13 protein-coding genes are annotated in these 14469 nt (G+C 66.6%); 4 read left to right on the top strand and 9 right to left on the bottom strand.

Going from position 1 to position 14469, the window contains the following annotated elements; translation table 11 throughout:
* Positions 1-64: 64 nt before the first annotated feature.
* From F3J10_RS23305 to F3J10_RS23280, 6 genes are all read right to left on the bottom strand, one after another.
* On the bottom strand, positions 65-679 hold the full coding sequence (locus F3J10_RS23305) for a tail fiber protein (RefSeq protein ID WP_025100528.1): 615 nt from the start codon (positions 677-679) through the stop codon (positions 65-67).
* Positions 680-747: 68 nt separating this feature from the next.
* Positions 748-1101, bottom strand: a complete 354-nt coding sequence (locus tag F3J10_RS23300; RefSeq protein ID WP_025100529.1) for a hypothetical protein — start codon at positions 1099-1101, stop codon at positions 748-750.
* Between the two features lie 192 nt (positions 1102-1293).
* Positions 1294-1971 carry a GNAT family N-acetyltransferase gene (locus F3J10_RS23295; RefSeq protein WP_166914741.1) on the bottom strand — a complete coding sequence of 226 codons (678 nt, stop codon included), beginning with the start codon at positions 1969-1971 and terminating at the stop codon, positions 1294-1296.
* A 342-nt stretch (positions 1972-2313) separates the two neighbouring features.
* Positions 2314-3741 carry a cytochrome c peroxidase gene (locus F3J10_RS23290; RefSeq protein WP_167232568.1) on the bottom strand — a complete coding sequence of 476 codons (1428 nt, stop codon included), beginning with the start codon at positions 3739-3741 and terminating at the stop codon, positions 2314-2316.
* Between the two features lie 106 nt (positions 3742-3847).
* Positions 3848-5551, bottom strand: a complete 1704-nt coding sequence (locus tag F3J10_RS23285; protein WP_166914745.1) for an alkaline phosphatase family protein — start codon at positions 5549-5551, stop codon at positions 3848-3850.
* A gap of 620 nt (positions 5552-6171) precedes the next feature.
* Positions 6172-6663 (bottom strand): Lrp/AsnC family transcriptional regulator, encoded by a 492-nt coding sequence (locus F3J10_RS23280; protein WP_167232566.1) that lies wholly within the window; start codon positions 6661-6663, stop codon positions 6172-6174.
* Positions 6664-6966: 303 nt separating this feature from the next.
* Here F3J10_RS23280 and F3J10_RS23275 point away from each other — a divergent pair, with 303 nt between their 5' ends.
* The 3 genes from F3J10_RS23275 (at position 6967) to F3J10_RS23265 (ending at position 10185) form a co-directional block, all read left to right on the top strand.
* Positions 6967-8358, top strand: a complete 1392-nt coding sequence (locus F3J10_RS23275) for an amino acid permease (protein WP_025100533.1) — start codon at positions 6967-6969, stop codon at positions 8356-8358.
* A 47-nt stretch (positions 8359-8405) separates the two neighbouring features.
* Positions 8406-9608, top strand: a complete 1203-nt coding sequence (locus F3J10_RS23270) for an amino acid aminotransferase (protein ID WP_025100534.1) — start codon at positions 8406-8408, stop codon at positions 9606-9608.
* A 178-nt stretch (positions 9609-9786) separates the two neighbouring features.
* Positions 9787-10185 (top strand): DUF488 family protein, encoded by a 399-nt coding sequence (locus tag F3J10_RS23265; RefSeq protein WP_046574627.1) that lies wholly within the window; start codon positions 9787-9789, stop codon positions 10183-10185.
* A gap of 159 nt (positions 10186-10344) precedes the next feature.
* Here the strand turns inward: F3J10_RS23265 and F3J10_RS23260 are convergent, their stop codons facing one another.
* Entirely contained in the window at positions 10345-11007 is a 663-nt protein-coding gene (locus tag F3J10_RS23260; protein ID WP_025100536.1) for an HAD-IA family hydrolase, read from the bottom strand.
* 739 nt (positions 11008-11746) lie between these two features.
* Here F3J10_RS23260 and F3J10_RS23255 point away from each other — a divergent pair.
* A complete protein-coding gene (locus tag F3J10_RS23255; RefSeq protein ID WP_025100537.1) occupies positions 11747-12022 on the top strand; it encodes a DUF1488 domain-containing protein in 276 nt (91 codons plus the stop codon).
* Between the two features lie 119 nt (positions 12023-12141).
* Here the strand turns inward: F3J10_RS23255 and F3J10_RS23250 are convergent, their stop codons facing one another.
* A complete protein-coding gene (locus tag F3J10_RS23250; RefSeq protein WP_013690177.1) occupies positions 12142-12786 on the bottom strand; it encodes a response regulator transcription factor in 645 nt (214 codons plus the stop codon).
* The coding region (locus tag F3J10_RS23245; RefSeq protein WP_167243093.1) for a PAS domain S-box protein at positions 12783-14469 on the bottom strand (1687 nt) is incomplete at its 5' end. The genes F3J10_RS23250 and F3J10_RS23245, both read right to left, overlap by 4 nt.

Genomic DNA, 14469 nt, shown 5'->3' with positions numbered 1-14469 from the left:
GACGCCGTGCTCGCGTGCCCGGGCGGCCGATCCGCGCCGGGCGATGTTTGAAGCTGCGACGCGCTTAGCCCCGCGTCGGGTAAACCCCTTGCAGCGCGATGATGAACGTCAGGCCGATGTAGGGATTGCGAATGTCGAACGGCAGGCTGCCGCCGGCCACCGTATTCGTGATGCTGGGGGGCGCGGTGGTCACGCTGGCGTTGAACGGCAGCAGGTTCGTGTTCGGCGTGGCGGTGCTGTACACCGTGGCCGTGTGGCCGCTCGATGCGCCCGGGCCGAGCACCGTGTTGCTGCCCGGCACCGACTGCGGATTCGCGGTGGTGGTGGTGGCCGGGATCGAGATCGACACCGTGCTGGTGCCGCCGCCGCCCGTCACGACTGCCGTGTGCGTATGCATCGGCATTTCGGAGCTGGTCAGCGTGATCTGCTCGGCGCCGCCGGTCTCGCCGAGCACGATCGGCGCGAGGCCCGCCCCGGTGCCGACGCCGACCGGCGAGCGGCCCTGCAGGTTCGGCAGGCCGAAGGTGGTCACGCCGGTGCCGCCGTAATTGGTGCCGAGCAAGGCGAACAGCGCGTTGTTCTGCGAGATCGGCAGCAACTGGCCTCCGCACAGCGCCCAGCCATAGGGCGCGAAGTCGAAGGCGACCATGCGGATTTCACCAAGGTACTGATCGGACATGTTGACTCCTGAGGGAGATCGGGTGGGGAAACGGGTGCGCTGCGGATACCGATGGCGGCTCGCCGGCGTCAGGCATCGGACGTTGCCAGGCCGGTGGCGGCCTGGTCGTCGGATTTCTTGCGGTGGATGACGGCGCAGACCATGCCCGCGCCGCTCGGCAGCGGCCGAGTCGGCGAGACGAACAGCAGCCAGTGGCGGCCGTCCGCGACGCGAAAGCGGTAGGTGTCCTGCGGCAACCGAACGTTGGCCGGCAGTTCGAAGTGCGCCAGGTAGCAGTCGTAGCTGCTGTCCATCGGCAGGCCGGCCGGCGCGTCCGTCAGGCGCGTCTGGGTCAGCGGCAGCGCGGCTTCGTCGGCCGTCTCGATGGTCAATACCTGTCCGAGCAATTGCACGAGCTCGTCGTGAGTGGGTAGAACTGACACGTCGTTTCCTAGGCGTTTGGTCCATACGCCCGCCGGCCGCCCCACCCCCCCGGGTTGTGCGAACCAGCGATCCCTGTTGGCCGTCCTGTATTCCGGGCTGCGGTAAAAGCTTCCACGCTCCGCGCCCGGCTTCCTTAAATTTTCCGCTTCACGATTTCAAACGATCGTATGCGGGATATATTGAATAGGTAGTTATACGGAATGCGCGTTTTCCCTGCTGCTTCCGTTTTCGCTGTTAACGGCAGGCTCCGGATTTCCTGAAGTCGAAAATCGCGCACTTAATATATTGAGTGGCAAAGGCCGCATCGCGGCCGCCGAAGCGGGCAAATCGCCGGCGCCGCATTCGCGGCGCATCGTGTCATAAATGCCGCTGTTGCCGATTTTCGAAAAACCCAGCCGCCTATATAAAACCTGCACCGGATTGTCGACTTCCACCTGCAGGCTGACGGGCAGGCCCTGGCGGTCGGCCTCGGCCACCACCGCCTGCATCAGGCGGGTGCCGATACCGCGGCCGCGCCAGGCCGGCAGCAGGGCGATGTCGATCACCCGCGCCTCCTCGCCGAGCTGTTCGGGGCGCCAGGCGTGGTAAAGCCGCCCGATCGGTTCGCCGTCCAGGCGCACCACGTCGAACCGGCCCTGCCCGTAATGCTGGCGGTAGTAGCGGTCCTGCATCCGCGATTGCTCGTGCAGGAAGGCCTCGACGCGCTCGCTCGGCCAGCCGGTCCGCATGAATTCCTCGCGACGCGTGGTCACGAACACGGCGTGCAGGAAAGCCTGGTCCTCGGCGGTCGATGCCTGCACGGTCAATTCCGCATTCGCGTGAATTGCCGCGGTACAGCTTGTCGAGACATGCGCCGATTCGAGTGCCATGGAGCGGGAAGTGTCGAAAAATCAGACTACAAAATTAACAATCGAGATCCTAACCAAATGTCAGATCAGCAGCAACAGAATTTCCATTCCGCTTATTCAGTAATTGCCCGAATACGTTTGCGCGGCGAGTATCTAAATTTTTTTGATCGATTGCGCGGGGAATTACACACTGCGGGATTGTTAAAATGTGTGGCGAATTTGAAATGAAATTGAAAGGCGAGGATATTTGCAATACCGGATCTTCATGGCAACCGCTATCGCCGGGATCAAAAAAAACGCCCCGGAAAATCCGGGGCGTCGCGGCCGGGCTGGAGCGCCGGCCGGTGCAGGCGGGGGCGGGCCTCAGTGGCTCGGCACCGGGTCGTCGTTGAGCGTCTGCAGGAAGGCGATGATGTCCTTGATGTCGTCCTGCGTCATGGCCGGCTGGTCGCCGAACTTGCGGTCGAACGGCGCGTCGGTCACGTCGACGTTGGCCAGGTACCTGGCCGGGATGTCGTCGTATTTGTGGACCTTGCCGTCGGCGCCGCGCGGGTAGAACTTGCCCGGGTTGGTATTGCGCTCGTTGTAGAAATCCATCACGTGCTGCAGGTCGTGATAGATGCCGTTGTGGAAGAACACGTGGCGCGTGGCCGAGTTGCGCAGAGTCGGCGTGAGGAACATCGAGCAGTATTGCGACTGGTCCTTCAGGTCGCTGCGGAACGGGCCGCACACGCCGATATCGTAGAAGGCCGGGTCCTTGTTCTGGGCCAGCGCGGTGTTGCGCGGCACCGCCAGCGCCTCGTACTGGTAGTCGGTGAACATCGGCGGCAGGCCGTCCTGGCTCGGCTTGGAGAGGTGGCAGCCGGCGCAGTTGGCCTTGTCCGGGTCGTTGAACAGGCGCAGCCCGTGCAGCTCGGCATGCGTGAGATGGGCCTTGCCCTCCAGCCAGCGGTCGTACTTGCTGTTGTAGGGGTGGAAGGATTGATCCTCGATCTGGTAGCGCGCGATCGCGAACATCACCTCCGAGATCGCCAGTTGCGGATCGTTGAACAGGTTGGCGCCGAACAACTGCTTGAGCGGGCCCGCGTAGCGGCTGTTCTCGACGCGCTTGGCGACGTCGACGCCATTGGTATTGGCCATTTCCACCGGATTGAGCAGCGGGCCGAAGGCCTGCTGCTGCAGCGTGTCGGCGCGGCCGTCCCAGAACAGGCCGCCTTGCGGCACCATCTGCGGCGCGGCCGAGACGCCGGCGGTCTTCTGGGCCTTCACCACGCCGGCGTTCTGGCTGGCGAGCTGCTGCACGGTGGGCGCCGCGTCGTTCTCGCCGGCATCGGGGCCGATGCTGAAGTTCGGCTGGCGGTACAGGTACATCAGCGAGGGCGGCGGGCGATAGCCCTCGAGCTTCATGTCCTGGCCGCCGAGCTGCACGTCCAGGTCGTTCGGCGGGCCATAGGCATGCGAGGCGCTATGGCAGGAGGCGCACGAGAGCTTGCCGGACGCCGAGAGCATCGGATCGTTGAACAGCGACTTGCCGAGCAGGGCGACCGCCGACAGCGGCTGCACCGCGGGGCGTTGCAGCACCACCGGGTGCGGATTCGCGCCGGTCAGGTTCTCGACGATCTCGCCGACGGCCTCGGGCACGTCGGCCGGGAACGCGGCCGCGTAGCCGGCATAGCCGATCGCGGCGGCGAGCGCCGCGCCGAGCACGGTGTACGCGAAACCGCGCAGCGCGCGACGGCGCGGTGCCGGGGAGGAGGGAGGGACGGCGGGCGTGGCGGAAAGCTCGTTCATGCTGGTGTGGTCGATTCTTCCAGGGCGGCCGCGAGGGCCGCCGCACAGGCAAAAGGCCGGCGCTTGCGCGCCGGCCGCTTGTTTCGGTTCGTCGATCAGATCGTGATCAGTTCGACGGAGCCGTGGCGACTTGCGTGCCGAGCGTCGGATCGAGGAACAGGGCCGTGGTGTTGGCCGAGCCCGTCGTGTTCAGCATGTCGGTGATGCTGCCGGTCGTGGCGTCGAAGGAACCGCCGCCCAGGCGTGCGCCGCCCAGCCAGTTGTCCTCGATGAAGCGGACCACCGAAGCCTGCGTGATCTGCGTGTGGCTGACGAAGTTCGTCTTGGCCCACGGCGAGATCACCACGAACGGGATGCGCGTGCCCGGACCGCAGCGGCCGTTGACCGGCTTGCCCGTCACGCCGTTCGGCTGCGAACCCGAGGTGCCGCACAGGCCGTTGCCGTTGACCTGGTCGACCGCGTCGAACGAGCCGTGCGTCGGTGCCGTGTAGGCGTGGTCGTACCAGCCGTCCGAATCGTCATAGGTGACGATCACGGCGGTGTTCTTCCAGTCAGGCTGCTGCATCAGGAAGTTGACCACCTTGGTCACGAACTGCTGTTCGTCGAGCGGATCCGAGTAGCCGGCGTGCGCGTCCTGCGCGGCCGGTGCCTTCAGGAAGCTGACCGACGGATAGTTGCCGGCCTTGACTGCCGCGAAGAAGTCGTCCGTGTCGTACTGGTGGTTCGCCGGCTCGGCCGTCTTGCCGTCGGCTTCGACGCTCGAACCGATCGCCGCGATCGAGCTCGGGCGCGTGTGTTGCGGGTTCGAGGTCGAGGCGAAGTACTGGAACCAGTTGTGGTGCGGGATGTAGTCGGCCGTCGCGGCGTTCACGGCGGTGGCGATCGTGCTGCGCGCGCAGCCCGTGGTGCCGTTGCCGTTGGTGGTCGACAGGTTGAAGCCGCCCATGAAGCCGCCCCAGCTGACCTTCTGCGCGTTCAGCAGGTCGCCGATGTTCTTGCCCTGCATCATGGCCTGGTCGGTCGTGCTCGAGCAGACGTCGTAGCCCGGGTCGACGTCGTTGATCATCGTGTAGCCGCTCTGGCCGTCATTGATGAAGTACGAGCTGGCGGCCAGCGTCGAGACTTGCTTCGAGGTCTTGACGATCTGCATGCCGTTGGTATTGCCCGACACCACTTCGAGCGCGCCCGGCGTCGACGGACCATAGGTGTCCGAGTACGCGTTGTCGTTCATCGAGAAGTGCTGCGCGTAGTTCCAGAGCGCCGTGACGGTGTTGCCGTCGTAGAAGCCCATCACCTGGCCCTTCGTGCCGAACGAGCCGGCACCGCCCGCGGTCGCCGTACCCGTGAAGAGCGGGAACAGGTCGGCCGCGCCGTTGTCGTAGGCCTGCTGTTCCGGCGTGTAGGAGTGGTTCTGGTCGGCCGAGGCGGCTTGCGTGCGGTCGAGGCGGAACGGGTTCGCGGCATTCGCGCCGTTCTGGGTGTTCGTGAAGTTGCCGTTGGCCGTCAGCAGCGTGCCCGTCAGGCCGTTGATGCTCGGCGTGCCCGCGGCCGGCGTGAAGGCCGGTTCACCTGCCGGGTTGGTCGCGTTCGGATAGGAACCGAAGTAATGGTCGAACGACACGTTCTCGCCGTAGATCACCACCAGGTGCTTGATCGGCGTTGCGGTCTGCAGGGCGTCCTGCGACGACACCGTGCTGGCCGGCGGCGTGGTCGTCGTCGAGGGCGGCGTGGAACTGTCGGAGCCGCCACAGGCGTACAGCGCCAGCGCGGACGCGGCACAGGCAGTGGCGATCAGGGTTCGACGAAGCATTGTGTGAGACTCCATTGGAAAGGCCGTCTGTGTGTTGCGGACACCCCCGTGCGGACGGCGCGGACCATTGTTGGTAGCGGGCGGGGTCTTCGCAGGGGATGGTCCCGCTGCGAAGTGCGTGCATTGAATCAGGTCGGTATGAAGCTGGCGGGAAGAGTTACTTTCGCGATCGTTACGCGCGTGTGACTCGATCATTACGACAGATTCGGAGGGGAAAGAGAGGTGAAGGCGGGGGCGGGCGACATCGTTTGCGAGGCCGTGCGCGGCCGGCCCGAGCGGAATTTTGTCGATGACGCAGGCATGATGAACGGATGACGATCGCGGGAAGAAATGCTTTCGTTGTTATTTATTTTTCATGAACGAAGCATTTCATTTCGCGGCGGCAGCGCGCGTGGATCGCATGGATCGATGCCTCGGCCGCGTCGGCCCGAACCGGGCGGGGCCAGATCCGGCGCGGCTCCGATGTGACGGCGCGATGTCGGCCTCGTGAAAAAAACGGCGGGCGGCGGCCTGGCGTTGGTGGCAATCGGCTTCATGCCGGCGGCATGCAGGGCAGTGCCGCGCGCCGACAATCAATCGAAAGAATGAAAAAAGTTCGGTGAAAGCAATCCGGCGCGATCTCAGGACTCGAGCGGCAGCGCACTGGTGCACTTGATTTCGTCGAGGCAGACGCTCGATTGCACACCGCTCACGCCGGGAATCCGCATCAGCGTATCGAGCAGGAAGTTCGACAGCCCCTTGAGGTCGCGCGCCACCACCTTCAGCACGTAGTCGATATCGCCCGTCACCGAGAAGCACTCCTGGATCTGCGTATGCTCGGCCACCAGCTTCTGGAAGGTCGCCAGGTCGCGGATATGGCCGCGCTCCATCTTCACCTGGACGAAGGCGGTCACGCCGAAGCCGAGCATCGCCGCGTCGAGCCGCGATTCGTAGCGGCGCACCGCGCCGATCTCCTCGAGGCGGCGATGGCGGCGCAGGGTCTGGGCCGCCGACAGCCCGACCGCCCTGGCCAGCTCGAGGTTCGAGATCCGCCCCTGCTGCTGGAGCACGCTCAGCAATTCCCGGTCGAGACGGTCGAGGCGCCCGCCGGCCTCGGATGAGGGTTCATGCATGTTGGTTTCCTGATTGCCGCGATTCGCGAAATCCTATCTCGCCAAAAAGGGTAAATACGGGTTTCCGGCACAACCCCATTTCATCGCGCTGCGGCTACACTGCGTGCACGATTTTCGTGCGTGATGCCGTGGCCGGGCGAACCGGCGGCGGCCGCCGCGAGGATGGACGACCGCAAACCGTTACAATTGCGGATTTTCGGCGCGCAGCCAGCGCGCCCCGGGTGGTCCGGGGCGTTCGCCAGCCGGCGCCTGCATGGGGGACGACACGTGCCGCCTGGCCAGGGCGGATCGTACGGAGACGATATGGTTGAACACACACAGAACGAGAACGGTGGTCTGAAGCGAGGGCTCAAGAACCGCCACATCCAGTTGATCGCGCTGGGCGGCGCGATCGGCACGGGCCTGTTCCTGGGCATCGCGCAGACCATCCAGGCGGCCGGGCCGTCGGTGCTGCTCGGTTACGCGATCGCCGGCATCGTGGCCTTCTTCATCATGCGGCAGCTCGGCGAGATGGTGGTGGACGAGCCCGTGGCCGGCTCCTTCAGCTACTTCGCCGACAAATACTGCGGGCACTTCACCGGCTTCCTGTCGGGCTGGAACTACTGGGTGCTCTATATCCTGGTCAGCATGGCCGAGCTGTCGGCGGTCGGCCTCTACGTCCAGTACTGGTGGCCGGGCGTGCCGACCTGGGTCTCGGCGCTGGTGTTCTACGTGGTGATCAACCTGCTCAACTTCGTCAGCGTAAAGTCCTACGGCGAGACCGAGTTCTGGTTCGCCATCATCAAGGTGGCGGCGGTGGTCGGCATGATCGTGTTCGGCGGCTGGCTGCTGCTGTCGGGGCAGGCCGGGCCGCAGGCGAGCGTGGCCAACCTGTGGCGCGAGGGCGGTTTCTTCCCGAACGGCGTGAGCGGCCTGACGATGTCGATGGCGGTGATCATGTTCTCGTTCGGCGGGCTCGAGCTGGTGGGCATCACCGCCGCCGAGGCCGACGATCCCTCGCGCAGCATTCCGCGCGCGACCAACCAGGTGATCTACCGGATCCTGATTTTCTACATCGGCGCGCTCGGCGTGCTGCTCTCGCTCTATCCGTGGCAGAAGGTGGTCACTGGCGGCAGCCCCTTCGTGCTGATCTTCCACGCACTCGGCAGCGACCTGGTGGCGACCGTGCTCAACGTGGTGGTGCTGACGGCCGCGCTGTCGGTCTACAACAGCGGCGTCTATTGCAACAGCCGCATGCTGTTCGGCCTGGCCAAGCAGGGCAACGCGCCGCGCGCGCTGCTCAAGGTCAACCGCCGCGGCATCCCGGTGGCCGCGCTGGCCGTGTCGGCGGTCGCCACCGGCATCTGCGTGCTGCTCAACTACTTGATGCAGGGCAAGGCCTTCGGTTTCCTGATGGGGCTGGTGGTGTCGGCGCTGATCATCAACTGGGGGATGATCAGCTACATCCACCTGCGCTTTCGCGCCGCCAAGCGCGCGGCGGGCCAGCCCACGCAGTTCCGCAGCCTCGGATATCCGCTCACCAACTACCTGAGCCTGGTCTTCCTGGCTGCGATCCTGGTGGTGATGTACCTGACGCCCGACCTGCGCCTGTCTGTCTATCTGATTCCGGTGTGGCTGATCGTGCTCGGAATCGGGTATCGTTTGCGGTCACGCCCCGCCAACGGTGCCACGCCCGGCGGCGTATCGGCACATTGAGGCGCGTCAGGGCGCGCCAGTTTCCTCCCGATTGACCAGGACTTGCCATGTTCGAACACATCGATGCCTTCCCGGGCGACCCGATTCTCTCGCTGAACGAGAATTTCCAGAAAGATCCGCGCGAGCGGAAAGTCAACCTGAGCATCGGCATCTATTTCGATGAACAGGGTCGCATTCCGGTGATGGGCGCGGTGCGCGAGGCCGAGAACCGCCTTGCCGCCGCGATCGGCCCGAAGCCCTACCTGCCGATGGCCGGCATCGAGGCCTACCGCGAAGGCGTGCAGACGCTGGTGTTCGGCAAGGACTGCGCGGTGCGCGACGCGGGCCGCATCGCCACGGTGCAGACGGTGGGCGGTTCGGGCGCGCTGAAGGTGGGCGCCGATTTCATCAAGCGCTACTTCCCGGATACGCCGATCTGGGTGAGCGACCCGAGCTGGGAGAACCACCGCTTCGTGTTCGAGCGCTCGGGCCTGAAGGTCGAGACCTACCCGTATTACGACGACGCCACCGGCGGGCTGCGTTTCGACGCCATGCTGGCCGCGCTCGATGCGCTGCCGCCGCGCAGTGCCGTGCTGCTGCACGCCTGCTGCCACAACCCGACCGGCGTGGACCTGGACGACGCGCAGTGGCTCAAGGTGATCGACGTGCTGCAGGCGCGCGAGCTGCTGCCCTTCGTCGACATGGCCTACCAGGGTTTCGGCGCCGGCCTCGACGCCGATGCCTTCGCGGTGCGCGAGATCGCCCGTCGCGGCATCCCGGCGCTGATCGCCACCTCGTTCTCGAAGAACTTCTCGATCTACGGCGAGCGTTGCGGCAGCCTGTCGGTGATCTGCGAGGACGCCGCCACCGCCGGCCGCGTGCTGGGCCAGTTGGCCAGCAACGTGCGCGCGATCTACAGCAACCCGCCCACCCAGGGCGCGAAGCTGGTCACCGCCGTGCTCGGCTCGGCCGAGCTGCGCGCGCAATGGGAAGAGGAACTGGCCGTGATGTGCCGCCGCATCGCCAAGATGCGCGCCGCGATCCACGACGGGCTGAAGGCGCACGTGAAGGGCGAGGCGCTGTCGCGCTACATCAAGCAGCGCGGCATGTTCACCTACAGCGGCCTGACCGAAACCCAGGTCGACGTGCTGCGCGAGAAGTACGGCGTCTACATCCTGCGTTCGGGCCGCATGTGCGTGGCGGGCCTGAACGAGTCGAACGTCGGCATCGTCGCCGACGCGATCGGCGAGGTGATTGCCAGCGGGGTTTGAGTCTCGCGCGCCCGGTATCGCGGGCGCGCCTGGCAGCCTGGCGGGGCCGTGGTTCGTCGTTGCCTTCGGGCGGCGGCGCGCCACGGCCCCGTTTTTCGTTTGATGGCGGGTCGACAGGCGCATCCGCGTCGATCGGCGTATCGTCGATCCGGATTCGCTCGACGCAAGGGAGGCAAGGATGAGTATTCGCGTGGTTCGGCTCGGTTCGCCGCGCGCGCCCGACGAGGGCGTGCGGATCGGCACGGTGCGGCGGCCGCCGCGTGGCGTGCCCAGGAGCGAATTCGCGACGCGAGATTATTACGACGTCTGGCTGCCGGTGCTCGCGCCGAGCGAGCCATTGGTCAAGGCCGCGCACGCGGCACAGACCGATGCGCAGTGGCGTGCCTTCCAGCGTGCCTTTCGCGCCGAGATGGCCAAGGGCGAGGCGGGCAAGGTGCTGGACCTGCTGGCCGCGCTGTCGCATGGCAGCGATTTCTCGGTCGGTTGTTATTGCGAGGACGAGGCGCATTGCCATCGCGGCGTGCTGCGCAGCCTGCTGGAGTCGCGCGGCGCGGCGGTGTTGCCTGCGGGCAGTTGATGCCGGCCAGCTTGTTCGCGACGCGCGGACAGCCGACGGCGGCAGCCCAGCCAGCCGGCTAGCCAGGGCCTTCAATCGAAGCCGGCCGAGCTCGCTTGCGCGGGCTGTCGAAAGCGGCGGCCCCGGCCCGGCATGCCAGGCGGGTGCTCGTAGCTCGCCTCAGATGCCCGCGCGCGCGAGCCAGGCTTCCAGTCGCGGGTCCGTGAAATCGCGGATCGTCTCGTGGGCGCCGGCTTCGCGCAGTTGCGCGTCGTCGAGCGCGGTGCGCATGCCGAAGGTGTGGATGCCGGCGGAACTGGCCGAGCGCACTCCCGAGGCCGAATCCTCGAAGGCCACGGCGTGCGCCGCGTCGCCGCCGATCGATTCGAGCGCAGTGAGGTAGGGCAGCGGATGCGGCTTGCCGTGCGCGAGTTCGCCGCCGATCACGAGCGTCTCGAAGCGTGTCCCGAGCCCGAGTGCCTCCAGCATCATGCGCGCGTTCTCGCGCGGCGCGTTGGTGACGACGGCGCTGCGCAGGCCGGCGCGCGCGATGCGATTCAGCAGCGCCTCGGTGCCGGCCGTCGGCGTGAGACGCGCGCCGAGCTGGGCGCGAAACAGCCGCTCCTTCTCGGCGGCCAGCTCGGTGAACTCGGCGGCCGGCATGCCGGGAAACAGGCCGCCGAAGATCATGTCGTCGGGAAAACCCATCACGTGGGTCTTGTAGTAGTCGAGATCGATCGCGCGCTGCCAGCGCGCGAGCAGCGTGTTGTAGGCGTTCAGGTGCAGCGCGTCGGTATCGACGAGCGTGCCGTCGAGATCGAACAGGAACGTGATGTCGCTCACTTCGTGGACACTCCTTCGGGGGCAGGGGAATGGGCGGCGCCGGATCGGGTCTCGCGAAGCCCGGGCAGGAAGGGCAGCATCACGAGCGGGCACGCCACCATGGCGCAGTGGGAGGTGAGCGCCAGCGCGCGAGATCGACGATGCCGATATTCATCGGGGCCATCGATGTCTCCGAAACGAATGGCAATTAACGAGAATCGGGCGGCATCTTTGGGGTTTCGTTGCCGCCGCCGCGTGGGGCACAAAATTATTAGAATATTTTGTATTGACAACCTGATATAAATCTCAGTGTCCACGGGAGCGATCAAATGCCGGGAGTGCGACGGATGAGGCGGCGAGGCGCTCCTGCTCTATCAGGAGGGCGGCGGCAAGCAATCAAGGTCGATGCCCGAGCCAGTCCGTGAGGCTGGAGTGAATGGCGTCATGAAGCCCCGAGTTTTCGGAAGGGATCGCCACGCGCTCCTCGATCTGCCGGTAAAGCGTTTTGGCGTGAAGCCGCTGCGCATCCCGGCAGCAATCCTCCGGTGGAATATCCGCTTGCAATAAATACAGATTCCGACCGAGCGTTTCCCGTCCTTGTTCGACCGAATTCGTGGCATGCGGATTGCGACCCCACCTGTTCCGCACCCGACGTCTGCGCATGGCGTGCGCCTCGCTTGATCGCGCGCAAGCACGGCGCCGTTTCGCCGACTATCTTGAATAGTCGGGTGCACCCGCACCGCCCGAACAGGAGGACGTCATGCATATCTCGTTTCCGCAGGATCCCCCGCAATTCACCCCGGCCGACCCGGCCATCGCGTTTCCGGTGCTGGTCGACGCCACGCGCCTGCGTTGCGAGATCAGCGCCGAGGCGCTCGAAAGCCATTACGGCGCGGCCTCGTGCGGCGAGGGCGATCTGCGCCACGCCTTCGCCGCGCATCGCGACGAGATCGAGGAAGCCGCGCGGCGCATGATCGAATCGGCGGGCGGCAAGCCGATCAAGCTCACCAGCGGTTTTTTCCGTTTCTGCGGCTGAGGTTTTTCGACCGAGGCTGCGAACACGGCGGCTGCCAGTCGCCAGTCGCCGGCCTTCGGGCCGGCTCCCTCCCATTCGATGCCGGACCATCGTCCGGCATTGTCTTTTCCGCCCGGCGCTCAATCGTCCGGATCGTCGACCAGGCGATGCCGCAACGCATAACGCACCAGGGCCGCCTCGTGCGGCATCTGCATCTTCTCCAGGATCCGCGTCTTGTAGGTGCTGACCGTCTTCGCGCTCACGCATAGCGCGTTGGCGATCTCGGTCAGCGTCTGGCCGGTGGCGATGCGCCGGAACACGTCGAATTCGCGATCCGAGAGCCGCTGGTGCGGCAGCGTATCGGCCGGCTCGTTGAGGCTCTGCGCGAAGCGCTCGGCCATCGACAGGCTCACGTACACGCCGCCCGAGGCCACCTTGCCGACCGCGCCCACCAGCTCGGCACTCGCGCTCTCCTTGGTCAGGTAGCCCGAGGCGCCGGCGCGGAACGCGCGCAGCGCGTATTGCTGCTCGGCGTGCATGGTCAGCACCAGGATCCGCAGGGTCGGTTTCTCGTCCTTGATCTGCTTGATCAGCTCGACGCCGTTGCGGCCCGGCATCGACAGGTCCAGCACCAGCACGTTGGCCGGCGTCGAGCGGATCAGCGCGATGGTCGAGGCGCTGTCGTGTGCCTCGCCCGCCACCTCGAAGCCGGTGGCGTCCTTGAGGATATGGCGCAAGCCGTCGCGGACGAGGGCGTGATCGTCGGCAATCAGCACATTGATCATGGCGAGTTCGGGTCCTGTTGAATCGAGGGAAGGGGGATCGTGATGGTGATCGCGTAGCCGCGGTCGCGCGCGGTCTCGATGCGCACCGCGCCGCCCAGCATGTGCGCGCGCTCGCGGATCCCGAGCAGGCCGAAGGACTTGTCGTCGGGCGTGCGATGGCCGTCGGCCTGGGGCGCGCCGACGCCGTCGTCGACGATGCGCAGCACGCACTGGCGCTCGTCCACGCTCAGGGTCAGCTCGACGCGCGAGGCGTCGGCGTGGCGCGCGACATTGGTCAGCGCCTCCTGCACGATGCGGAACAGCGCGGTGGCGCTGGCGTTCGAGAACTGCACCTCGCCGGGCTCGATGCGGCGCTCCACCTCGATCCCGTAGCGGTTGGTGAAATCGTTGACCAGCCATTCGATGGCCGGCACCAGGCCGAGGTCGTCGAGCATCACCGGGCGCAGGTCGGCCGCGATGCGCCGCACCGAGGCGACCGTCGCGTCGATCAGGCGGCGCATCTCGCGCAGCGGCTCGGTCACGCCCTCGTGCACGTCGTCGGCCTTGTTGCGCAGCAGCCGGTGCTCGACCGCCGACAGGTCCATCTTCAGCGCGGTGAGCTGCTGGCCGAGGTCGTCGTGCAGTTCGCGCGCGATGCGGGTCTTTTCCTCCTCGCGCACGCGCTGCAGGTTCGCCGACAGCTCGCGCAGCTCCTCGCGCGAGGCCTTCAGCGCGTTCTCGGCCTGCAGGCGCTCGGTCACGTCGCGCATCATCACCGTGTAGAGCTTGCCGGCGCCGTCGTGGATCTGCGAGATCGAGGCCTCGATCGGGAATTCGTCGCCGTTGGCGCGCAGCCCGTAGAGCAGGCGCTGGCTGCCCAGGTGCCGCTCGGACTGGCCGGTCACGCCGAAACGGTTGATGTGCTCGCTGTGCGCGTGGCGAAAGCGCGGCGGGATGAAGCGCGTGAGCGGCGCGCCGATGGCGTCCATCGCCGACACGCCGAACACCTTTTCCGCCATCGGATTGAAGATCACCACGCGCTGCTCCTCGTCGACCGTGATGATCGCCTCCATCGAGGAACGGATGATGCCCATCATGCGCGCCTCGTTGAGGCGGCTGCCGCTCGGCGCCGCGCGTACCGCGGCCCGCGCGCGGGCCCAGCCGGCCACCGCGGCCGCCAGCGAGAGCGAGGCCACCAGGCCGGCGGCCAGCACCAGCGAGGCCAGCGTGCGCGCGCCGGCGGTGGTGTCGAAGGTGGTGTAGGCGAGCCTCAGCGTGTTGCCGCCGAAGCCGAGCGCCTCGCTGCGGCGGTAGCGGCGGTGCGCGATCGGCGTCTCGTCGGCCGGCATGTCGGTGTTGTAGAGCGAAGCGTCGCCCGGCTCGGCATAGGCCTGCAGACCGAGGTTGCGATCGTCGGCGGTGGCCAGCTCGAACAGCCGCGTGGTGTCCAGCGGCGCGAACAGGAAGCCGGCCAGCGAGCGTCGCCGCGCCTCCAGGTCGAGCGGCTCCGGATCGGTGTAGACCGGCAGGTAGAGCGTCAGCGCGGCCGGCGCGGCATTCGCGTCGCCGGCGGGGGCATGCACGGCCAGCGCGACCTGGCCGCTGTCGGCGGCGCGGCGCAGCGCGTCGGCATCGGCGGCGGGCAGGTCGGGCGTCTCGCCGTAGGCGATCGGGGCGAACAGGGCGATGGTGGCCGCGGCCGGA

The sequence above is a fragment of the Burkholderia sp. Cy-637 genome, from assembly GCF_011753175.1.
Classification (GTDB): domain Bacteria; phylum Pseudomonadota; class Gammaproteobacteria; order Burkholderiales; family Burkholderiaceae; genus Burkholderia; species Burkholderia gladioli.
Note: the sequence above shows the minus strand (reverse complement) of the source record. Positions and strands in the feature narration are given on the sequence as shown.

Coding starts and splice junctions, on each gene's coding strand:
- F3J10_RS23305 (WP_025100528.1), bottom strand. CDS start 679: ATGTCCGATCAGTACCTTGGTGAAATCCGCATGGTCGCCTTCGACTTC.
- F3J10_RS23295 (WP_166914741.1), bottom strand. CDS start 1,971: ATGGCACTCGAATCGGCGCATGTCTCGACAAGCTGTACCGCGGCAATT.
- F3J10_RS23290 (WP_167232568.1), bottom strand. CDS start 3,741: ATGAACGAGCTTTCCGCCACGCCCGCCGTCCCTCCCTCCTCCCCGGCA.
- F3J10_RS23285 (WP_166914745.1), bottom strand. CDS start 5,551: ATGCTTCGTCGAACCCTGATCGCCACTGCCTGTGCCGCGTCCGCGCTG.
- F3J10_RS23280 (WP_167232566.1), bottom strand. CDS start 6,663: ATGCATGAACCCTCATCCGAGGCCGGCGGGCGCCTCGACCGTCTCGAC.
- F3J10_RS23275 (WP_025100533.1), top strand. CDS start 6,967: ATGGTTGAACACACACAGAACGAGAACGGTGGTCTGAAGCGAGGGCTC.
- F3J10_RS23270 (WP_025100534.1), top strand. CDS start 8,406: ATGTTCGAACACATCGATGCCTTCCCGGGCGACCCGATTCTCTCGCTG.
- F3J10_RS23265 (WP_046574627.1), top strand. CDS start 9,787: ATGAGTATTCGCGTGGTTCGGCTCGGTTCGCCGCGCGCGCCCGACGAG.
- F3J10_RS23255 (WP_025100537.1), top strand. CDS start 11,747: ATGCATATCTCGTTTCCGCAGGATCCCCCGCAATTCACCCCGGCCGAC.
- F3J10_RS23250 (WP_013690177.1), bottom strand. CDS start 12,786: ATGATCAATGTGCTGATTGCCGACGATCACGCCCTCGTCCGCGACGGC.